Consider the following 19,115-nt stretch of genomic DNA (forward strand, 5'->3'; position numbering starts at 1 on the left):
GATGAAACCATGTCTAATCGTATCGATAGAGACGTGATTAATGCGCTTATTTCCGGCCATTTTGCGGATCCCTTTTCCGTACTTGGCATGCATCAAACCGATGCCGGGCTGGAAGTACGCGCATTATTACCCGATGCCACCGATGTATGGGTTATTGAACCGAAAACCGGGCGCAAAGTCGGCAAGCTCGAATGCCTCGACTCACGCGGATTCTTTAGCGGCGTTCTGCCGCGGCGAAAAAATCCTTTTCGTTACCAGCTGGCGGTCACCTGGCATGGCCAGCAAAATCTGATTGACGACCCTTATCGCTTTGGTCCGCTGCTGCAGGATCTTGATGTCTGGCTGCTGTCAGAAGGGACCCATCTGCGGCCTTATGAAACATTGGGGGCGCACGCCGACACGATGGACGGCGTCACCGGCACGCGCTTTTCCGTCTGGGCGCCGAACGCCCGTCGGGTTTCCGTTGTCGGGCAGTTCAACTACTGGGATGGCCGCCGCCATCCGATGCGCCTGCGCAAAGAGTCCGGCATCTGGGAGCTGTTTGTGCCCGGGGCGCATAATGGCCAGCTGTATAAATTTGAACTGATTGACGCCCACGGCCATCTGCGCGTGAAGTCTGACCCTTATGCTTTTGAAGCGCAGATGCGCCCGGAAAGCGCCTCGCTTATCTGCGGTCTGCCGGAAAAGATCGAACAGCCGCAGTCCCGCAAACAGGCCAATCAGTTTGATGCACCGATTTCGATTTATGAAGTCCATCTGGGATCCTGGCGTCGCCATACCGATAACAACTTCTGGCTGAGCTACCGCGAACTGGCCGATCAACTGGTGCCCTACGCGAAGTGGATGGGCTTCACCCATCTGGAGCTGCTGCCGGTAAACGAACATCCGTTCGACGGCAGCTGGGGCTATCAGCCGACCGGGCTGTACGCGCCGACCCGCCGCTTTGGCACCCGTGAAGACTTCCGCTACTTCCTGAATGCCGCCCATGCCGCGGGTCTGAACGTCATTCTCGACTGGGTGCCGGGCCACTTCCCGTCGGATGACTTTGCGCTGGCATCGTTCGATGGTACCGCGCTGTATGAACACAGCGACCCGCGTGAAGGTTATCACCAGGACTGGAATACGCTGATCTACAACTACGGTCGCCGGGAAGTCAGCAACTTCCTGGTCGGTAACGCGCTGTACTGGATTGAACGCTTCGGGATCGATGCCCTGCGCGTGGATGCGGTAGCGTCAATGATCTACCGCGACTACAGCCGCAAAGAGGGTGAGTGGGTGCCCAACGAGTACGGCGGCCGGGAAAACCTCGAAGCGATTGAGTTCCTGCGCAATACCAACCGCGTGCTCGGCGAACAGACGCCGGGAGCGGTCACGATGGCGGAGGAGTCCACCGACTTCGCCGGGGTTTCACGACCGTCTTCGACGGGCGGTCTTGGCTTCTGGTTCAAATGGAACCTCGGCTGGATGCATGACACCCTCGACTACATGAAGCTCGATCCCATCTATCGTCGTCATCATCACGACAAGATGACCTTCGGGATGCTCTACAACTACACCGAAAACTTCGTCCTGCCGCTGTCACACGATGAAGTGGTTCACGGCAAAAAATCGATTCTTGACCGGATGCCCGGCGATGCCTGGCAGAAGTTTGCCAACCTGCGCGCCTACTACGGCTGGATGTTTGCTTTCCCGGGGAAAAAACTGCTGTTTATGGGCAATGAATTTGCCCAGGGGCGGGAATGGAACCACGACGGTAGCCTGGACTGGCATCTGCTGGAAGGCGGCGATAACTGGCATCACGGCGTCCAGCGCCTGGTACGCGATCTGAACCATACCTATCGTCACCATAAAGCGCTGCACGAGCTGGATTTTGATCCCTATGGCTTTGAATGGCTGGTGGTGGACGATCATGAGCGCTCGGTATTTGTCTTCGTCCGTCGCGATAAGGCCGGCAATGAGATTATCGTTGCCAGCAACTTCACGCCGGTGCCGCGTCACGGCTATCGGTTCGGGATTAACCAGCCAGGGCGCTGGCGTGAAGAGCTGAACACCGACTCGATGCATTACCACGGTAGCAACACCGGTAACGGCGGCATCGTGGAAAGTGAGGCCATCGCCAGTCACGGGCGTGAGCATTCTCTCTCGATTACGCTACCGCCGCTGGCGACCGTCTGGCTGGTACGGGAGGCAGAATGACGACACTGGCGGCCGGAAAACCCTCGCCGTTGGGGGCAAGCTATGACGGAAAGGGGGTGAATTTCACGCTCTTTTCCGCCCATGCCGAGCGAGTGGAGCTCTGCGTGTTTGATGCACAAGGCAATGAGCAGCGGTTCGATTTACCCGCGCGCACGGGCAATATCTGGCACGGCTGGCTTCCTGCCGCCGGGCCGGGTCTGCTCTACGGCTACCGTGTGCATGGGCCGTGGGATCCGGCGCAGGGGCACCGCTTTAATCCGGCCAAACTGCTGCTCGACCCGTGCTGTCACCGGGTTGAGGGCGTACTGCCCGATGATGAGCGTCTCCACGGAGGCGATCTTTTTCCCGATCATCGTGACAGCGCGGCGATTGCGCCAAAGTCGCAGGTTGTGGATCTGCGTTACAACTGGCAGAACGATGCGCCGCCGGGGACCCCCTGGGGCCAGACGGTTATCTATGAGGCCCATGTTAAAGGGCTGACCTGGCTGCATCCCGGGCTGCCGGAGTCGATTCGCGGCACCTATAAAGCGCTGGGTCACCCGGTGATGATCGATTACTTCAGGACCCTTGGTATTACGGCGCTGGAGCTGATGCCGGTGGCGCAGTTTGCCAGCGAACCGCGCCTGCAGAGAATGGGGTTAAGCAACTACTGGGGCTATAACCCAATGGCGATGTACGCGCTCGATCCGCGCTATGCCAGCGAGCCTGCGCGTGCGCTGGATGAGTTTCGCGATGCGGTAAAGGCGCTGCACGCGGCGGGTATTGAAGTGATCCTCGACGTAGTGCTGAACCACAGTGCTGAAATTGATCTTGAAGGGCCGACCTTCTCTTTGCGCGGAATCGATAACCGTAACTATTATTGGATCAGAGAAGACGGGGATTACTACAACTGGACCGGCTGCGGAAATACGCTCAATCTCAGCCAGCCGGACGTGGTGGAGTATGCCCGCCAGTGTCTGCGGTTTTGGGTCGATGAGTGCCACGTCGATGGTTTTCGCTTTGATTTGGCCTCGGTGATGGGACGCACGCCGGAATTTCGCCAGGATGCGCCGCTGTTTGAAGCGATCCGTAACGATCCGCAGCTGGCGGCCGTGAAGCTGATTGCCGAACCCTGGGATATTGGCGCCGGTGGCTATCAGGTGGGGAACTTCCCACCGCTGTTTGCCGAATGGAATGACCATTTTCGCGATGTCGCCAGGCGCTTCTGGTTACAACAAAGCGTCTCATTGGGCGAGTTTGCCCGGCGTTTTGCTGCGTCCAGCGATCTCTTTTCGCGTAACGGTCGCCAGCCCGCTGCGGCGGTGAACCTGATCACCGCCCACGATGGCTTCACCCTGCGCGACTGCGTTTGTTTCAATCAGAAACATAATGAGGCGAATGGTGAAGAGAATCGCGATGGGACTAACAATAACTACAGCAGCAATCATGGTATAGAGGGAACAGGGGGGAGTCTTGATGTGCTTGAGCGGCGTCGGGACAGCGTTCATGCCCTGCTCTCGACGCTGCTGCTGGCGCAGGGCACGCCGATGCTGCTGGCGGGTGACGAGCATGGTCATAGCCAGCACGGCAACAATAACGCCTATTGTCAGGACAACGCATTGACCTGGCTTGACTGGAACCAGGCAAATAGCGGGCTGACGGCATTTACCGCCGCGCTCATTCATCTGCGTCGATGCATACCGGCATTAACCAGTAACCACTGGTGGCAGGAAGGGGACGGCAACGTTGTTTGGCTAAACCAGTATGCGCAACCGTTAACTGCCGATGAATGGCAGCACGGCACCGCGCGTCTGCAAATTTTGCTGTCTGGCCGTTGGTTAATGACGGTGAATGCCACCCCAGAGGTGGCTCATATGGAATTACCTGAGGGGGAGTGGCACGCCGTTCCTCCTTTCGCCGGAGAGGATAATCCGGTCGTCATGGCTGTCTGGCATGGGCCCGCGCACGGAGTGTGCGTATTTCAAAGGTCGTAAGCCCTGAAGCTTCCGGTTGCACTCGCGGCCGCTGCGCGGTGAGAGGGACAGGAAGGCTGGGATGTCAAAAGGAGTTAATCATGGTTAGGCTAGAAAAGAACGATCCGTTGATGCTGGCGCGTCAGCTCCCCATCAAAACCGTTGCGTTGATTCTTGCGGGTGGACGCGGTACCCGGCTTAAGGACTTAACTATTAAGCGTGCAAAACCGGCTGTCCATTTCGGCGGTAAGTTTCGCATAATTGATTTCGCATTATCTAACTGCATTAACTCAGGTATTCGCCGCATCGGCGTCATCACCCAGTATCAATCGCACACTCTGGTGCAACATATCCAACGCGGCTGGTCGTTTTTCAGCGAAGAAATGAACGAGTTCGTCGATTTACTGCCAGCGCAACAGCGGGTGCATGGCGAAAACTGGTATCGCGGCACGGCGGATGCGGTGACGCAGAACCTCGATATCATTCGTCGCTACAAAGCGGAATATGTGGTGATCCTCGCCGGCGATCATATTTACAAGCAAGACTACTCGCGCATGTTGATCGATCACGTCGAAAAAGGGGCTCGCTGCACCGTGGCCTGTATGCCGGTGCCCATCGAAGAGGCATCCGCCTTTGGCGTTATGGCGGTGGATGAAAGCGATAAAATTATCGAATTCGTCGAAAAACCGGCGACGCCGCCGGCGATGCCGAGCGATGAGACCAAATCGCTGGCCAGCATGGGGATCTATGTCTTTGATGCGGATTATCTTTATGAACTGCTGACTGAAGATGATAACGACGAAAACTCCAGCCACGATTTCGGCAAAGATATTATTCCGAAGATAACCGAAGCTGGCATGGCTTATGCACATCCATTCCCGCTCTCCTGCGTGCAGTCTGACCCGGATGCGGAACCGTACTGGCGCGATGTGGGTACGCTTGAAGCCTACTGGAAAGCGAACCTGGACCTGGCTTCGGTGACGCCGGAGCTGGACATGTATGATCAGAACTGGCCGATTCGCACCCATATGGAGTCTCTGCCGCCCGCGAAGTTCGTTCAGGACCGCTCGGGGAGTCACGGTATGACGTTGAACTCGCTGGTTTCCGGCGGCTGTATTATCTCCGGCTCCGTGGTGGTGCAATCGGTGCTGTTCCCGCGCGTGCGCGTGAATTCATTCTGTAATATTGATTCGGCAGTCTTATTGCCAGAAGTGTGGGTGGGGCGCTCATGCCGCCTGCGCCGCTGCGTAATCGATCGTGCCTGCGTGATTCCTGAGGGCATGGTGATCGGCGAACACGCGGAAGAGGATGCGCGTCGGTTCTACCGTTCAGAGGAAGGCATCGTGCTGGTTACGCGTGATATGTTGCGGAAGTTGGGGCATAAACAGGAGCGATAATGCAGGTCTTACATGTATGTTCAGAGATGTTCCCGCTGTTAAAAACCGGCGGTCTGGCGGATGTGATCGGCGCGCTACCTGCGGCGCAAATCGCTGAAGGTATTGATACGCGCGTGCTGCTGCCGGCGTTCCCGGACATTCGCCGTGGCGTCACCGATGCGCAGGTGGTGACGCGGCGGGATACTTTTGCCGGACGCATGACGCTGCTGTTTGGTCACTATAACGGCGTGGGGATCTATTTGATTGATGCCCCGCATCTCTACGACCGCCCAGGGAGCCCTTACCACGATACCAACCAACATGCTTACACCGACAACGTGCTGCGTTTTGCGCTGCTGGGTTGGGTAGGTAGCGAGATGGCCTGCGGGCTGGATCCTTTCTGGCGTCCTGATGTCGTGCATGCTCACGACTGGCATGCGGGTCTGACTCCAGCCTATCTGGCCGCGCGTGGACGACCGGCGAAATCGGTCTTTACGGTACACAATCTGGCCTATCAGGGGATGTTCTACTCCTGGCACATGAATGAGATCGAACTGCCGTGGTCGTTCTATAACATGCATGGCCTGGAGTTCAACGGCCAGATCTCGTTCCTCAAGTCCGGGCTCTATTACGCCGATCATATTACGGCGGTCAGTCCGACCTACGCGCGGGAAATAACCGAACCGCAATTTGCCTACGGCATGGAAGGGCTGCTGCGTCAGCGCCAGCACGAGGGGCGGCTATCGGGGATCCTGAACGGCGTGGATGCGGGCATCTGGAACCCGGAGAGTGACCTGCTGTTGGCATCGCGTTATGACCGCGATCGCCTTGAGGACAAAGCGGAGAACAAGCGCCAGCTGCAAATCGCGATGGGGCTGAAAGTAGACGACAAAGCCCCGCTGTTCGCCGTGGTCAGCCGTTTGACCAGCCAGAAAGGGCTGGATTTAGTTCTCGAAGCGCTGCCGGGCCTGCTTGAGCAGGGGGGGCAACTGGCGCTGCTTGGCGCAGGGGACCCGGTACTCCAGGAAGGTTTCCTCGCTGCGGCCGCCGAGCATCCGGGCAAGGTTGGCGTGCAGATTGGTTATCACGAGGCCTTCTCACACCGCATCATGGGGGGCGCCGACGTGATTCTGGTTCCCAGCCGTTTTGAGCCCTGTGGCTTAACACAGCTGTATGGCCTGAAGTATGGCACGCTGCCGCTGGTGCGGCGTACCGGTGGTCTGGCGGATACCGTGACCGACAGTTCGCTGGAAAATCTGGCCGATGGCGTGGCCAGCGGTTTTGTCTTTGAGGACAGCAATGCACTATCGCTGCTGCGGGCAATTCGGCGCGCGTTCGTGCTGTGGTCGCGCCCGTCGCTCTGGCGTTACGTTCAGCGTCAGGCGATGAATATGGATTTTAGCTGGCAGGTCGCGGCGCACTCTTATCGCGAACTTTATCAACGCTTGCTGTAACCACAGGAGTCATTGCGATGAATGTACCCTTTAGCTATGCATCACCCACGCTGAGCGTTGAGGCGTTAAAGCACTCTATTGCCTATAAGCTGATGTTTATCATTGGTAAAGATCCGGCCATCGCCAATAAGCATGAGTGGCTCAACGCCACGCTGTTTGCCGTCCGCGACCGTATGGTGGAGCGCTGGCTGCGCTCGAATCGCGCTCAGCTTTCTCAGGAAGTACGCCAGGTTTATTACCTGTCGATGGAATTTCTGATTGGCCGTACGCTTTCGAACGCCTTGCTGTCGTTGGGCATCTACGAAGATGTGAACAGCGCGCTGGAAGAGATGGGGCTGAACCTTGAAGAGCTGATTGACGAAGAGAATGACCCGGGGCTGGGCAATGGCGGTCTTGGGCGCCTGGCCGCCTGTTTCCTCGACTCGTTGGCGGCGCTGGGCCTGCCTGGCCGTGGTTACGGTATCCGCTATGACTACGGGATGTTTAAGCAAAACATCGTTGACGGGCGGCAGAAAGAGTCCCCGGATTACTGGCTCGAATACGGCAACCCGTGGGAATTTGAACGGCATAATACGCGTTACAAAGTGCGCTTTGGCGGACGCATTCAGCAGGAAGGTAAACAGGCGCGCTGGGTTGAAACCGAAGAGATCCTGGCGGAAGCCTACGATCAGATTATCCCGGGCTTTGATACCGACGCGACCAACACGCTGCGTCTGTGGAGCGCCCAGGCCAGCAGCGAGATTAACCTCGGTAAATTTAATCAGGGTGATTACTTCGCGGCGGTAGAAGATAAAAACCATTCCGAAAACGTCTCCCGGGTACTGTATCCGGACGACTCGACCTACTCCGGGCGCGAGCTGCGTCTGCGGCAGGAATATTTCCTCGTCTCCGCGACGGTGCAGGATATTCTCAACCGCCATTATCAGCTGCATAAAACCTTTGCTAACCTGGCAGACAAAATTGCGATTCACCTCAACGACACCCATCCGGTGCTGTCGATTCCGGAGCTGATGCGCCTGCTGATTGACGAGCATAAGTTCGGCTGGGATGAGGCGTTTGAAGTCACCTGCCAGGTCTTCTCCTACACCAACCATACGTTGATGAGTGAAGCGCTCGAGACCTGGCCTGTCGATATGCTGGGGAAAATTCTGCCGCGCCATTTGCAGATTATTTTCGAGATCAATGACTACTTCCTGAAGACGCTGCAGGAGCAGTATCCCAATGATACCGCGCTGCTGAGTCGCACGTCGATTATCGACGAATCCAACGGCCGTCGCGTGCGCATGGCATGGCTGGCGGTGGTGATTAGTCATAAGGTGAACGGCGTTTCCGAACTGCACTCCAGGCTGATGGTGGAGTCGTTGTTTGCCGACTTCGCGACGATTTTCCCGATGCGCTTTATTAACGTCACTAACGGCGTGACGCCGCGCCGCTGGCTGGCGCTGGCGAATCCGCCGTTGTCGAAGGTGCTGGACGAGAACATCGGACGTACCTGGCGTACCGATCTGAGCCAGCTCAAGGAGCTGGAGCAGCATATTGACTATCCGACGGTGAATCAGGCCGTACGTCAGGCGAAGCTGGAGAACAAGCAGCGGCTGGCAAACGTGATTGCCCATCAGCTGAATGTGGTGGTGAACCCGAAAGCGCTGTTTGACGTGCAAATCAAACGTATCCACGAATACAAACGTCAGCTGATGAACGTCCTGCACGTCATTACCCGCTACAACCGTATTAAGGCCGATCCTGACGCCGAATGGGTGCCGCGCGTGAATATCTTTGCGGGTAAAGCCGCCTCCGCTTATTACATGGCCAAGCACATTATTCACCTCATTAACGATGTGGCGGCGGTGGTGAACAACGATCCGCAGATTGGCGATAAGCTAAAAGTGGTGTTTGTCCCGAACTACAGCGTTAGCCTTGCGCAGCTGATTATCCCGGCGGCGGATCTTTCAGAGCAGATCTCGCTGGCGGGTACGGAAGCTTCCGGAACCAGTAATATGAAATTTGCGCTTAACGGCGCCTTGACCATCGGTACCCTGGACGGCGCGAACGTCGAGATGCTGGAGCACGTGGGCGAGGATAATATTTTTATCTTCGGCAATACCGCGGAACAGGTGGAGGCGTTGCGTCGTAACGGCTACAAGCCGCGGGAATTTTACGAACAGGATCCGGAACTGCATCAGGCGCTGACGCAAATCGGTACCGGACTATTCAGCCCGTCGGAGCCGGGTCGCTATCGCGATCTGCTGGATTCGCTGATCAACTTCGGTGACCATTATCAGGTGCTGGCTGATTACCGTAGCTATGTGGATTGCCAGGATAAGGTGGATGAGCTGTATCGTCATCCGGAAGAGTGGGCGATGAAAGCGATGCATAATATCGCCAACATGGGCTATTTCTCTTCTGACCGTACGATTCAGGAATACGCCGACCATATCTGGCATATCGACCCGGTAAGGCTGTAGCCGGTTACGCAGTGAAAACGGGGCCACTGGCCCCGTTTTTTATGCATTCTATGCGTAAACTCCCCGCAGGCGCAGGTTGTGGTGGCTTACGACGCCAGCGAAAGCTCAGACTTTCCCGCGTGCTGCGCCAGCCATTCGCCGATCCGCGCCTGCTGCTGGTCATTCAGCCACATGCCCTGTTTCGTCCGGCGCCAGATGGCATCCTCAAGAGTGCGTACCCACTCATGCTCCACCAGGTATTTCAGCTCGGCTTCATAGAACTCATGGCCAAAATCTTCACCCAAATCCGCTATCGATGCCGCCTCTGCGAGGATCAGCTCGCTGTTGCTGCCGTAGGTGCGGGCATAGTGACGCGCCATCGATTCGCTGATAAATGAGAACCGGCGGCGCAGTTTGGCCGCGTAATCGTCGCGGTCACCGTCGATATCCCCGCCGGGCAGCACCGCGGTTTTGGTCCAGGCCGGACCGATGCCTTTGTAGTAGGGCGTCAGTTTTTCCAGCGCGTGCTCGGCCAGCTTGCGATAAGTCGTCAGCTTGCCGCCAAATACCGACAGCAGCGGCGCCTGGCCCTGTTCGTCATGGATATCCAGGGTGTAATCGCGGGTAATCGCCTGCGGCGAATCCGATTCATCGTCGCACAGCGGACGGACGCCGGAGTAGGTCCAGACGATATCGTCACGGGACAGCGTCTTTTTGAAGTGTGCGTTATAGGCGTTCAGCAGATAGTTGATCTCGTTGTCATCGATCGCCACTTTCTGCGGATCGCCGTTGTACTCAACGTCGGTGGTGCCGATTATCGAGAACTCATCCATCCATGGGATCACGAACACAATGCGTTTGTCTTCGTTTTGCAGAATGTAGGCCTGTTTCTGGGTGTGCACGCGCGGCACCACAATATGGCTGCCCTTAATCAAGCGAATGCCGTACGGTGAGCGCAGGTGCATCCCTTCGTCAAAGAAGTGTTTGACCCACGGGCCGGTCGCATTGACCAGGCCACGGGCCTGCCAGGTGAATTTCTCGCCGGTATCGATATCCTCCGCCTCGACAATCCACAGGCCGTTTTCACGTTTCGCCGAAATTGCCCGGGTACGGGTCCGGACCTCGCCACCTTTGCGTACCACCATCTGCGCGTTAGCCAGTACCAGACGCGCATCGTCGACCCAGCAGTCGGAATATTCGAAACCGCGCACGATTTCAGGTTTTAATACCGATTCTGCGCCAAATCGCAAGCCGGTTGAGCCGGGTAAGCTGGTACGTTTCCCCAGGTGATCGTACATAAACAGACCAATACGGATCATCCATGCCGGACGCAGGTGCGGGCGATGCGGCAGACGAAAGCGCATCGGAAAGGCGAGATGCGGCGCCATTTTTAACAGCACTTCACGTTCGGCCAGCGCTTCGCTGACGAGGCGGAATTCGTAGTGTTCGAGGTAGCGCAGCCCGCCGTGAATCAGCTTCGAACTGGCGCTGGAAGTGGCGCAGGCGAGATCGCGTGCTTCCAGCATCAGTACGGATAAACCACGCCCGGCGGCGTCTGCCGCGATACCGGCACCGTTGATGCCTCCCCCTATCACAATCAGATCTTTGGTTTCCACGTTCGCTACCTCTGGCACTTTCGTTTAAGTTCACAAATGTTCGTTATCGCTCAATATAGCAAACAAACGCGCCATTGGTAACATCAAAAAAACATTTCAGAGTGATGCGTGTAACATATTGGCGTTTATTTCCCGTCTGACGGTAAACTAGGCAGTAGAATCATGGCCGGTAACGGGTCAGCAATATCATTCCGCTATATAGAGAAAGAGCACATGGACCACTTTGAATGTATCAATGTTGAAGAAGCGCACCAGAAACTGCATCAGGCAATGGCGGTGCTGGTGGATATCCGCGATCCGCAGAGTTTTGCGATGGGACATACGCCGGGTGCGTTTCATCTGACCAACGATACGCTGGGCGCGTTCATGCGCGATAACGACGTTGACACCGCGGTGATGGTGATGTGTTACCACGGCAATAGCAGTAAAGGCGCCGCGCAGTATCTGCTACAGCAGGGCTATGACAAGGTTTACAGCGTGGATGGCGGGTTCGATGCGTGGCATCGTCATTTCCCGGCGGAAGTGGAACATGGCGCGCTTTAAACGTTAGCACGTCATACCGTTATTCCCGTCTTGTTTCAGATGGCATGGCTGCGGATGTGTTGTTCAAGGACGTCCCGGGCGCGCCACTCCTGCAAACTCGTATATACTAGCCCCCTTTGTGTGGAATAAGCGATCCGCTGTATGTTAATGATTACCTCTTTTGCTAACCCGCGTGTGGCCCAGGCGTTTGTCGACTACATGGCGACACAGGGCGTTATCCTGACCATTCAGCAGCATGATCAGAGTGATGTCTGGCTGGCCGATGAGAGTCAGGCCGGGCGGGTGCAGGCTGAACTGGCTCGCTTCCTGGAAAACCCTGCCGATCCGCGTTATCTGGCGGCCAGCTGGCAATCCGGGCACACCAATAGCGGGCTGCGCTACCAGCGCTTTCCCTTTTTTGCCACCCTGCGCCACAACGCCGGGCCGTTTACATGGGCGATTCTGCTCGTCTGCATTGCGGTCTTTGCGTTGCAAAATATCCTCGGCGACCAGCCGGTAATGTTGCTGCTGGCCTGGCCGTATGACCCGTCGCTGAAATTTGAAGTCTGGCGCTACTTTAGCCATGCTTTCATGCACTTCTCGCTGATGCATATCCTGTTTAACCTGCTATGGTGGTGGTACCTTGGCGGGGCGGTGGAGAAACGCATCGGCAGCGGCAAGCTGGTGGTCATTACCGTCATTAGCGCCTTGTTAAGCGGGTTTATTCAGCACCAGTTTAGCGGCCCCTGGTTTGGTGGGTTATCCGGCGTCGTGTATGCGCTGATGGGCTATGTCTGGCTGCGTGGAGAACGGGATCCGCAAAGCGGCGTCTATTTGCAGCGTGGCTTGATACTCTTCTCTTTAGTGTGGTTAATTGCTGGATGGTTTGATGTTTTTGGCATGTCGATTGCGAACGGTGCGCATGTGGCGGGTCTCCTGACCGGGCTGGCGATGGCGTTTGTCGATACGCAACATGTGCGAAAGCGAACATAGGGCCGTCTTACCCGGCTCTCTGCAACGACAGCGCCTTTATGCGAGTCTTATAATCCCAGGGATATTTCATGAAACAAACACAACGTCATGACGCCATTATCGAGCTGGTAAAAAAACAGGGATATGTCAGTACGGAAGAGCTGGTTGAGCAGTTTGCCGTCAGCCCACAGACCATTCGTCGTGACCTGAATGACCTCGCCGAACAGAAGATGATCCTGCGCCACCACGGCGGAGCCGCGCTGCCTTCCAGTTCGGTAAATACCTCCTGGCACGACAGGAAGGCCACCCAGACGCAGGAAAAAGAGCGTATTGCCCGCAAGGTGGCCAGCCAGATCCCCGATGGCGCGACACTGTTTATCGATATCGGCACCACGCCGGAAGCGGTTGCACATGCGCTGCTGGAGCATAACGATCTGCGTATCGTCACCAACAACCTGAACGTGGCCACCACGCTGATGGTGAAAGAGGATTTCCGCATTATTCTGGCGGGCGGCGAGCTGCGCAGTCGGGATGGCGGCATTATCGGCGAGGCGACGCTGGACTTTATCTCCCAGTTTCGCCTTGATTTCGGCATTCTCGGTATCAGCGGCGTAGACAGCGACGGTTCGCTGCTGGAGTTTGATTACCACGAAGTTCGCACCAAACGCGCGATTATTGAAAACTCGCGCCACGTGATGCTGGTAGTGGATCACTCGAAATTTGGCCGCAATGCGATGGTGAATATGGGCAGCATCAGCATGGTCGATGCGGTCTACACCGATGTGATGCCGCCGGCAGGCGTACTGAAGGTGATTACGGACAACAACCTTCAGCTGGAACTGTGCTAAACGGCGTTAAACGCCGTATCCCATCATTTTAAGCAGCCGCTGGGCGTGCTGTACCGCATCCTGGCGGTGGGCGACTCCCAGCTTCTGATACAGATTACGAATGTGGGTTTTAATGGTCGTGGCCGCCACGTCCAGCTCACCGGCAATCTGTTCGTTGCTGTAGCCGGAATAGATCAGCCCCAGTACCTGCCATTCACGCTGGGTCAGCGGGCTGGTGCGAATCAGTTCCGGGACTTCCGGATGACTCAGTAGCCGTTCGACAAAGCCCTCATCAAAGTGGGCAAACTTGTGGCGATGGTGCTGGTTGATATCGCGCAGGATGCGCTGGGCGCGATGCTGTTCCAGCTCCGGCAGCGTATTAAGCTGAATCAGCTGGCGCAGCTGCTGCGCCATGGCTTCGCCTTCAATCACAAAGTGGTTGATAAACCCGGTGCGGTTGGCGAGTGCAAGCGCCTCCAGCAGGACTTTTTGCGCTTCGCTTTTCCGTCCCGCCTGCCAGTAAAGCTGGTTGAGCAGCAGCAGGTTGCGGTTAATATCGCTCATCAAACGCAAAGAGCGGGCATTGTCGTTCAACTCTTCCAGCACCATTTCCGCCGAGTCAAAATCACCCAGCAGAATTTGCGCCCGGGCAATGTTGCGCCACTGACTTTGCAGGAAGTGGTTATTGGCGAATTCCGGTTTCGGCGTCTGGCGCAGCCAGTTGGCGGCCGCGGCTTTATCACCGACCATCTGCCAGTAGATCACCCGGACTTTATCGGCGTTTGATACCCAGTCGCTATGATAGTGACCATTGCCGAGCAGGTTCTCCAGGCGGTTGAGGTGGCTGCGGGCGTTATCCAAATCGCCGCGGGCCAGCGAGCACTGCACCATCAGGGCCAGACACTGCAGCTGCTGCTGCGGCTGATAGCTTGACAGGACATCCATGCCATTACGTGCGGACGCTTCCGCTTCATCCAGCCGCGCCCAGGCCCACAGCAGCTGTGAGCGAATACGTAGCAGGAATTCATGCATCGGCAGCTGCTCGAGATGCTGTTCGCGGATAAGCTGGAAAGCTTTCTCCTGCACTTCCCAGGCGGCCTGCAGGAAGCCCTGGGCAAAGAGAATCTCGCTTTGCTGGATCATGCTCCACAGCGCGTAGTGCCAGATATCGTGGCGGCGGGCCATCTGTTCCGTCTGTTGCATGACCGCCAGAGATTTACTTAACTGGCCTTTACAATGCAGCACTTCACCGTGGACCGATGTCGCAACAATTCGGCTGTAGTAGCTGGCCAACGGCAGCTCTTCTAACGCGACCATGGCCAGACGCTCGGCCTCTTCCTGATCGCCCGCATTAATGGCCACCTGTGCACGCAGGGCGTTGAAATCGCCATGCATCGCGGTATCCATTTTCATGTCCATCTCCTGCTCGGCGCGCGCCAGCAGGGTGTTGACTTCGCTGTAACGGTGCTGGCTTTGCATCAGCCAGGCCTGCAGCAGGAGCAGACGCGGATTTTCCAGCAGGTTTGACCACGGCAGCGCCGCCAGCGATTGTTCGAGCAGTCCCAGTTCGCTGTGGTTAAACATGCCCCAGGCATGATTCAGTAAAATATCGCGCAGCATTTTCGCATCGCCGGCCGCCAGCGCATGATGAATGGCTTCACTCGGGAAGCCCAGCGCCATCCAGCCTTCGGCGGCAGAGCGGTGAATTTCAGGTAATTCGGTTGCCAGCTCCCACTGGCAGCGCTGGCGCAGGAAATTGCCAAACAGGGGGTGATAGCGGAACCATTCACCGGAATCGTCCATCCGCTGCATGAACAGGCCCTGACGTTCAATCTCTTCCAGCTGCATTTGCCCGTTTTCTTCCCCGGTCACGCGAACGATGAGCGCATCGTTCATTGAACGCAGCAGCGAGCTTTTCAGCAAGACGTTACGCGTCCGCGCGTCGACATTATCCAGGACCTCATCCACCAGATAATCGGAGAGATGGCTGGCATTAATACCGGCAAGACGACGGGCTGAGTGGTGGGCGGAGGAGTTATTCTGACGGGCGGACAGAGCAATAAGCTGAAGCGCCGTGGCCCAGCCGGCGACGTCGTCACACAGCCTGCTGCTGTCTTCAGCTTCAATCGGCGAAGCCAGACGACAGTCGAAAAAGAGTTTTGCTTCCTGATGGGTAAATGCCAGCTGCTGGCTGCCGATTTCCAGCAGCTGATCGCGCACGCGCAGGTTGGCAATGCCGAGCTGCGGCAGGTTACGCGAGAGCACCACCAGGGTCATATTCTCCGGTTGATGACGGAGGAAGAAGCGCATCGCATCGTGAATCACCGGATTGTTGATCAGATGATAATCATCAATCACCAGATACAGCGGGCGCTGCCAGTCGGCAAGCTCAATAAACAGCTGCGCGAAAAGCGAGGGCAGGCTGGCATACTGGCGTTTCTGCACCATGGTTTCGCTGGCCACGCAGTGGCCGCCGGTAGCCTGCTGAACAGAGGCGATCAGATAACTGGCAAAACGCTCCTGTTGGTTATCGCCTTCATCCAGCGAAAACCAGCCAAGTTCATTTTTCCCCGCCGCCCACTGAGAGATGAGCGTTGTCTTGCCGTACCCAGCGGGGCTGGTGACCAACACGAGACGGTAATTGTTCGCGCCGGAAAGTTTAGCCAGCAATCGCTCGCGAACCACGGTGTGTTCAAGGCGGACTGGGCGACTTAATTTAGACGGAATCAACATAGTTAATCATTTCGCTGTGCAAGAGAGGATTTGCGATTTTTTTTTGCGCTTCGTAATTAATGACTATTAAGGTCGGCGATAATGAAAATTATTGCAAGTTATGTCCGAATTTTATGCTCTTGAATTTGCACCAGGTCACAAATTCCCAATTAAAGTCCTTTCGTTGTAAAACCGGTACCAGCGTGCGTGGTTACTGGGTTTTCCCCGCGCCCGGCACAAGTAAAATGGCATTCACTCCATTTTTTCGTAGTTGTATGTTTTTATTAAGTTAATTTAAGGGAAATCTTATAAATAATCGTTTTGGCGTATTTGTGTCATCAGGCAGGATTATTTTTACACAATGCTTATTTTTATTTCGTGATAATTGCGGAATGGTGTTTTATCCAACGCTTTGTCTCGGCCTGTAACAAATATTCTTCTGATGGTGAAGAGCAACATAGTGTTTCTGTGTGGTGAATTTTTCAGCATGTTTCTGACGGAGAGCTACCGTTATAGTGGCCACGATCACACTTTTCGCTCATCCCTGCTGCTCCTCCCTGCCTAATCCCCATCGGGATGAGGACGTTGCTTCAGGAGGTCGGCACACTAACGCCAACGTTTTAGTAAAGGACCCGGATTTCTTATGTCACAGACTTCTTTTAATAAAGATCAGTTTCAGGCTGCACTGACCCGTCAGTGGCAGCATTTTGGCTTACAGTCCGCTTCTGAGATGACTCAGCGTCAGTGGTGGCACGCCGTAAGCGGCGCGCTTGCCGAGCTGTTGGCCGCTCAACCGGTGGCGAAACCGGCCAAAGGGCAGCGTCACGTCAACTACATCTCTATGGAGTTTTTGATCGGTCGCCTGACCGGCAACAACCTGTTGAACCTGGGTTGGTATCAAGGGGTGAGCGATGAGCTGAAGGCTCATGACATTCACCTGACCGATCTGCTGGAAGAAGAGATCGATCCGGGCCTCGGCAACGGTGGTCTGGGCCGTCTGGCAGCATGTTTCCTCGACTCCATGGCGACCGTTGGCCAGTCGGCAACCGGCTATGGCCTGAATTATCAGTATGGTCTGTTCCGCCAGTCTTTCGAAGATGGCCAGCAGGTTGAAGCGCCGGATGACTGGGGGCGTAGCCGCTACCCGTGGTTCCGTCATAACGAACAGCTGGATGTGCAGGTTGGGATCGGCGGTAAGGTCAGCAAAAGCGGCGCCTGGGAACCGGCGTTCGTGATTACCGGCCAGGCCTGGGATCTGCCGGTGCTGGGGTACCGCAATAACGTGGCGCAGCCGCTGCGTCTGTGGCAGGCGACCCATGCGCATCCATTTAACCTGACCAAATTTAACGATGGCGATTTCCTGCGCGCAGAGCAGCAGGGTATCGACGCGGAAAAACTGACTAAAGTGCTTTACCCGAACGATAACCATCAGGCAGGGAAAAAGCTGCGCTTAATGCAGCAATACTTCCAGTGCGCCTGTTCGGTTGCCGATATTTTGCGTCGCCACCATCTTGCGGGTCGTAAGCTGGCAGAGCTGGCGGATTACGAAGTAATCCAGCTCAACGATACCCACCCGACCATCGCCATTCCTGAACTGCTGCGCGTGCTGATCGATGAGCACCAGCTGAGCTGGGATGATGCCTGGGCCATCACCAGCAAAACTTTCGCCTATACCAACCACACGCTGATGCCTGAAGCGCTGGAGTGCTGGGACGAGAAGCTGGTAAAAGCCCTGCTGCCGCGTCATATGCAGATCATTAAAGAGATTAATGACAGATTTAAGAAGCTGGTCGAGAAAACCTGGCCTGGCGATAAGCAGGTGTGGGCGAAACTGGCGGTGGTGCATGACAAGCAGGTTCGCATGGCGAACATGTGCGTGGTCAGCGGATTTGCGGTCAACGGCGTTGCCGCGCTGCACTCCGACCTGGTGGTGAAAGATCTGTTCCCGGAATATCACCAGCTGTGGCCGAATAAGTTCCACAACGTGACCAACGGCATTACGCCGCGCCGCTGGATTAAACAGTGCAACCCGGAACTGGCCGCGCTGCTGGATAAGACGCTGAAGAAAGAGTGGGCTAACGACCTCGATCAGCTGATCCATCTGGAGAAATATGCTGACGATGCTGCGTTCCGCCAGACCTACCGTGAGATTAAGCTGGCTAACAAAGTTCGCCTGGCTGAGTTTGTTAAGACGCGTACCGGCATCGAGATCAACCCGCAGGCGATTTTCGATATCCAGATTAAGCGTCTGCACGAGTACAAGCGTCAGCATCTCAATCTGCTGAACATTCTGGCGCAGTACAAAGAGATTCGTGAAAACCCGCAGGCGGACCGCGTGCCACGCGTGTTCCTGTTCGGGGCAAAAGCCGCACCGGGCTACTACCTGGCGAAAAATATTATTTTTGCTATCAACAAGGTGGCGCAGGCGGTGAATAACGATCCGCTGGTGGGCGACAAGCTGAAAGTGGTCTTCCTGCCGGATTACTGCGTCTCTGCGGCGGAAATGCTGATTCCAGCGGCGGATGTCTCAGAACAGATCTCCACGGCGGGGAAAGAAGCCTCCGGTACCGGCAACATGAAGCTGGCGCTGAACGGCGCGCTGACCGTCGGGACTCTTGATGGTGCGAACGTTGAAATCGCCGAACAGGTCGGCGAAGAGAATATCTTTATCTTTGGTAACACCGTTGAAGAAGTTAAGGCGCTGAAAGCGAAAGGTTATGACCCGCTGAAATGGCGTAAAAAGGACAAGCTGCTGGATGCGGTCCTGAAAGAGCTGGAAAGCGGCAAGTATAGCGATGGCGACAAGCATGCTTTCGACCAGATGCTGCACAGCCTGCTGAAAGGCGGCGACCCGTACCTGGTGCTGGCGGACTTCGAAGCGTATGTTGCCGCGCAGAAACAGGTGGATGAGTTATACCGTGACCAGGAAGCCTGGACTCGCGCGACGATTCTGAATACCGCGCGCTGCGGCATGTTCAGCTCCGACCGCTCAATTCGCGACTATCAACAACGTATCTGGCAGGCAAAACGCTAAGGACAGGCCT

11 protein-coding genes are annotated in these 19,115 nt (G+C 56.1%); 9 read left to right on the forward strand and 2 right to left on the reverse strand.

What is annotated here, in order from left to right; translation table 11 throughout:
* Positions 1–9: 9 nt before the first annotated feature.
* From glgB to glgP, 5 genes are all read left to right on the forward strand, one after another.
* Positions 10–2,196: a 1,4-alpha-glucan branching enzyme gene (gene glgB, locus BV390_RS21205; RefSeq protein WP_032696912.1), complete on the forward strand. Its 2,187-nt coding sequence runs from the start codon at positions 10–12 to the stop codon at positions 2,194–2,196.
* Positions 2,193–4,169, forward strand: coding sequence for a glycogen debranching protein GlgX (glgX, locus tag BV390_RS21210; protein ID WP_032696910.1), 1,977 nt, complete (start codon positions 2,193–2,195; stop codon positions 4,167–4,169). The genes glgB and glgX overlap by 4 nt, the downstream gene beginning before the upstream one ends.
* An 80-nt stretch (positions 4,170–4,249) precedes the next feature.
* Complete coding sequence (gene glgC / locus BV390_RS21215; RefSeq protein WP_032690430.1) at positions 4,250–5,545, forward strand: glucose-1-phosphate adenylyltransferase; 1,296 nt, start codon at positions 4,250–4,252, stop codon at positions 5,543–5,545.
* Positions 5,545–6,978 (forward strand): glycogen synthase GlgA, encoded by a 1,434-nt coding sequence (glgA, locus tag BV390_RS21220; RefSeq protein ID WP_004868519.1) that lies wholly within the window; start codon positions 5,545–5,547, stop codon positions 6,976–6,978. The genes glgC and glgA overlap by 1 nt, the downstream gene beginning before the upstream one ends.
* Positions 6,979–6,995: 17 nt before the next feature.
* Positions 6,996–9,443, forward strand: a complete 2,448-nt coding sequence (gene glgP / locus BV390_RS21225) for a glycogen phosphorylase (protein WP_032690431.1) — start codon at positions 6,996–6,998, stop codon at positions 9,441–9,443.
* An 86-nt stretch (positions 9,444–9,529) separates the two neighbouring features.
* Here glgP and glpD read toward each other — a convergent pair whose 3' ends face one another.
* Positions 9,530–11,038 (reverse strand): glycerol-3-phosphate dehydrogenase, encoded by a 1,509-nt coding sequence (glpD, locus tag BV390_RS21230; protein WP_032696907.1) that lies wholly within the window; start codon positions 11,036–11,038, stop codon positions 9,530–9,532.
* A gap of 213 nt (positions 11,039–11,251) precedes the next feature.
* Between glpD and glpE the strand changes: the two genes are divergently transcribed.
* From glpE to BV390_RS21245, 3 genes are all read left to right on the forward strand, one after another.
* Positions 11,252–11,581 (forward strand): thiosulfate sulfurtransferase GlpE, encoded by a 330-nt coding sequence (gene glpE, locus BV390_RS21235; protein WP_032690433.1) that lies wholly within the window; start codon positions 11,252–11,254, stop codon positions 11,579–11,581.
* A gap of 141 nt (positions 11,582–11,722) precedes the next feature.
* Positions 11,723–12,553: a rhomboid family intramembrane serine protease GlpG gene (glpG, locus tag BV390_RS21240; RefSeq protein WP_032698658.1), complete on the forward strand. Its 831-nt coding sequence runs from the start codon at positions 11,723–11,725 to the stop codon at positions 12,551–12,553.
* A 68-nt stretch (positions 12,554–12,621) separates the two neighbouring features.
* Positions 12,622–13,380 (forward strand): DeoR/GlpR family transcriptional regulator, encoded by a 759-nt coding sequence (locus tag BV390_RS21245; protein ID WP_004868507.1) that lies wholly within the window; start codon positions 12,622–12,624, stop codon positions 13,378–13,380.
* 6 nt (positions 13,381–13,386) lie between these two features.
* On the opposite strand, the gene malT is transcribed toward BV390_RS21245, so the two are convergent.
* Positions 13,387–16,092, reverse strand: a complete 2,706-nt coding sequence (malT, locus tag BV390_RS21250; protein WP_032690435.1) for an HTH-type transcriptional regulator MalT — start codon at positions 16,090–16,092, stop codon at positions 13,387–13,389.
* Between the two features lie 622 nt (positions 16,093–16,714).
* Between malT and malP the strand changes: the two genes are divergently transcribed.
* Positions 16,715–19,105 carry a maltodextrin phosphorylase gene (malP, locus tag BV390_RS21255; RefSeq protein ID WP_032698660.1) on the forward strand — a complete coding sequence of 797 codons (2,391 nt, stop codon included), beginning with the start codon at positions 16,715–16,717 and terminating at the stop codon, positions 19,103–19,105.
* Positions 19,106–19,115: the final 10 nt, after the last annotated feature.

The organism is Klebsiella sp. YJ (assembly GCF_002108615.1).
GTDB lineage: Bacteria > Pseudomonadota > Gammaproteobacteria > Enterobacterales > Enterobacteriaceae > Klebsiella > Klebsiella planticola.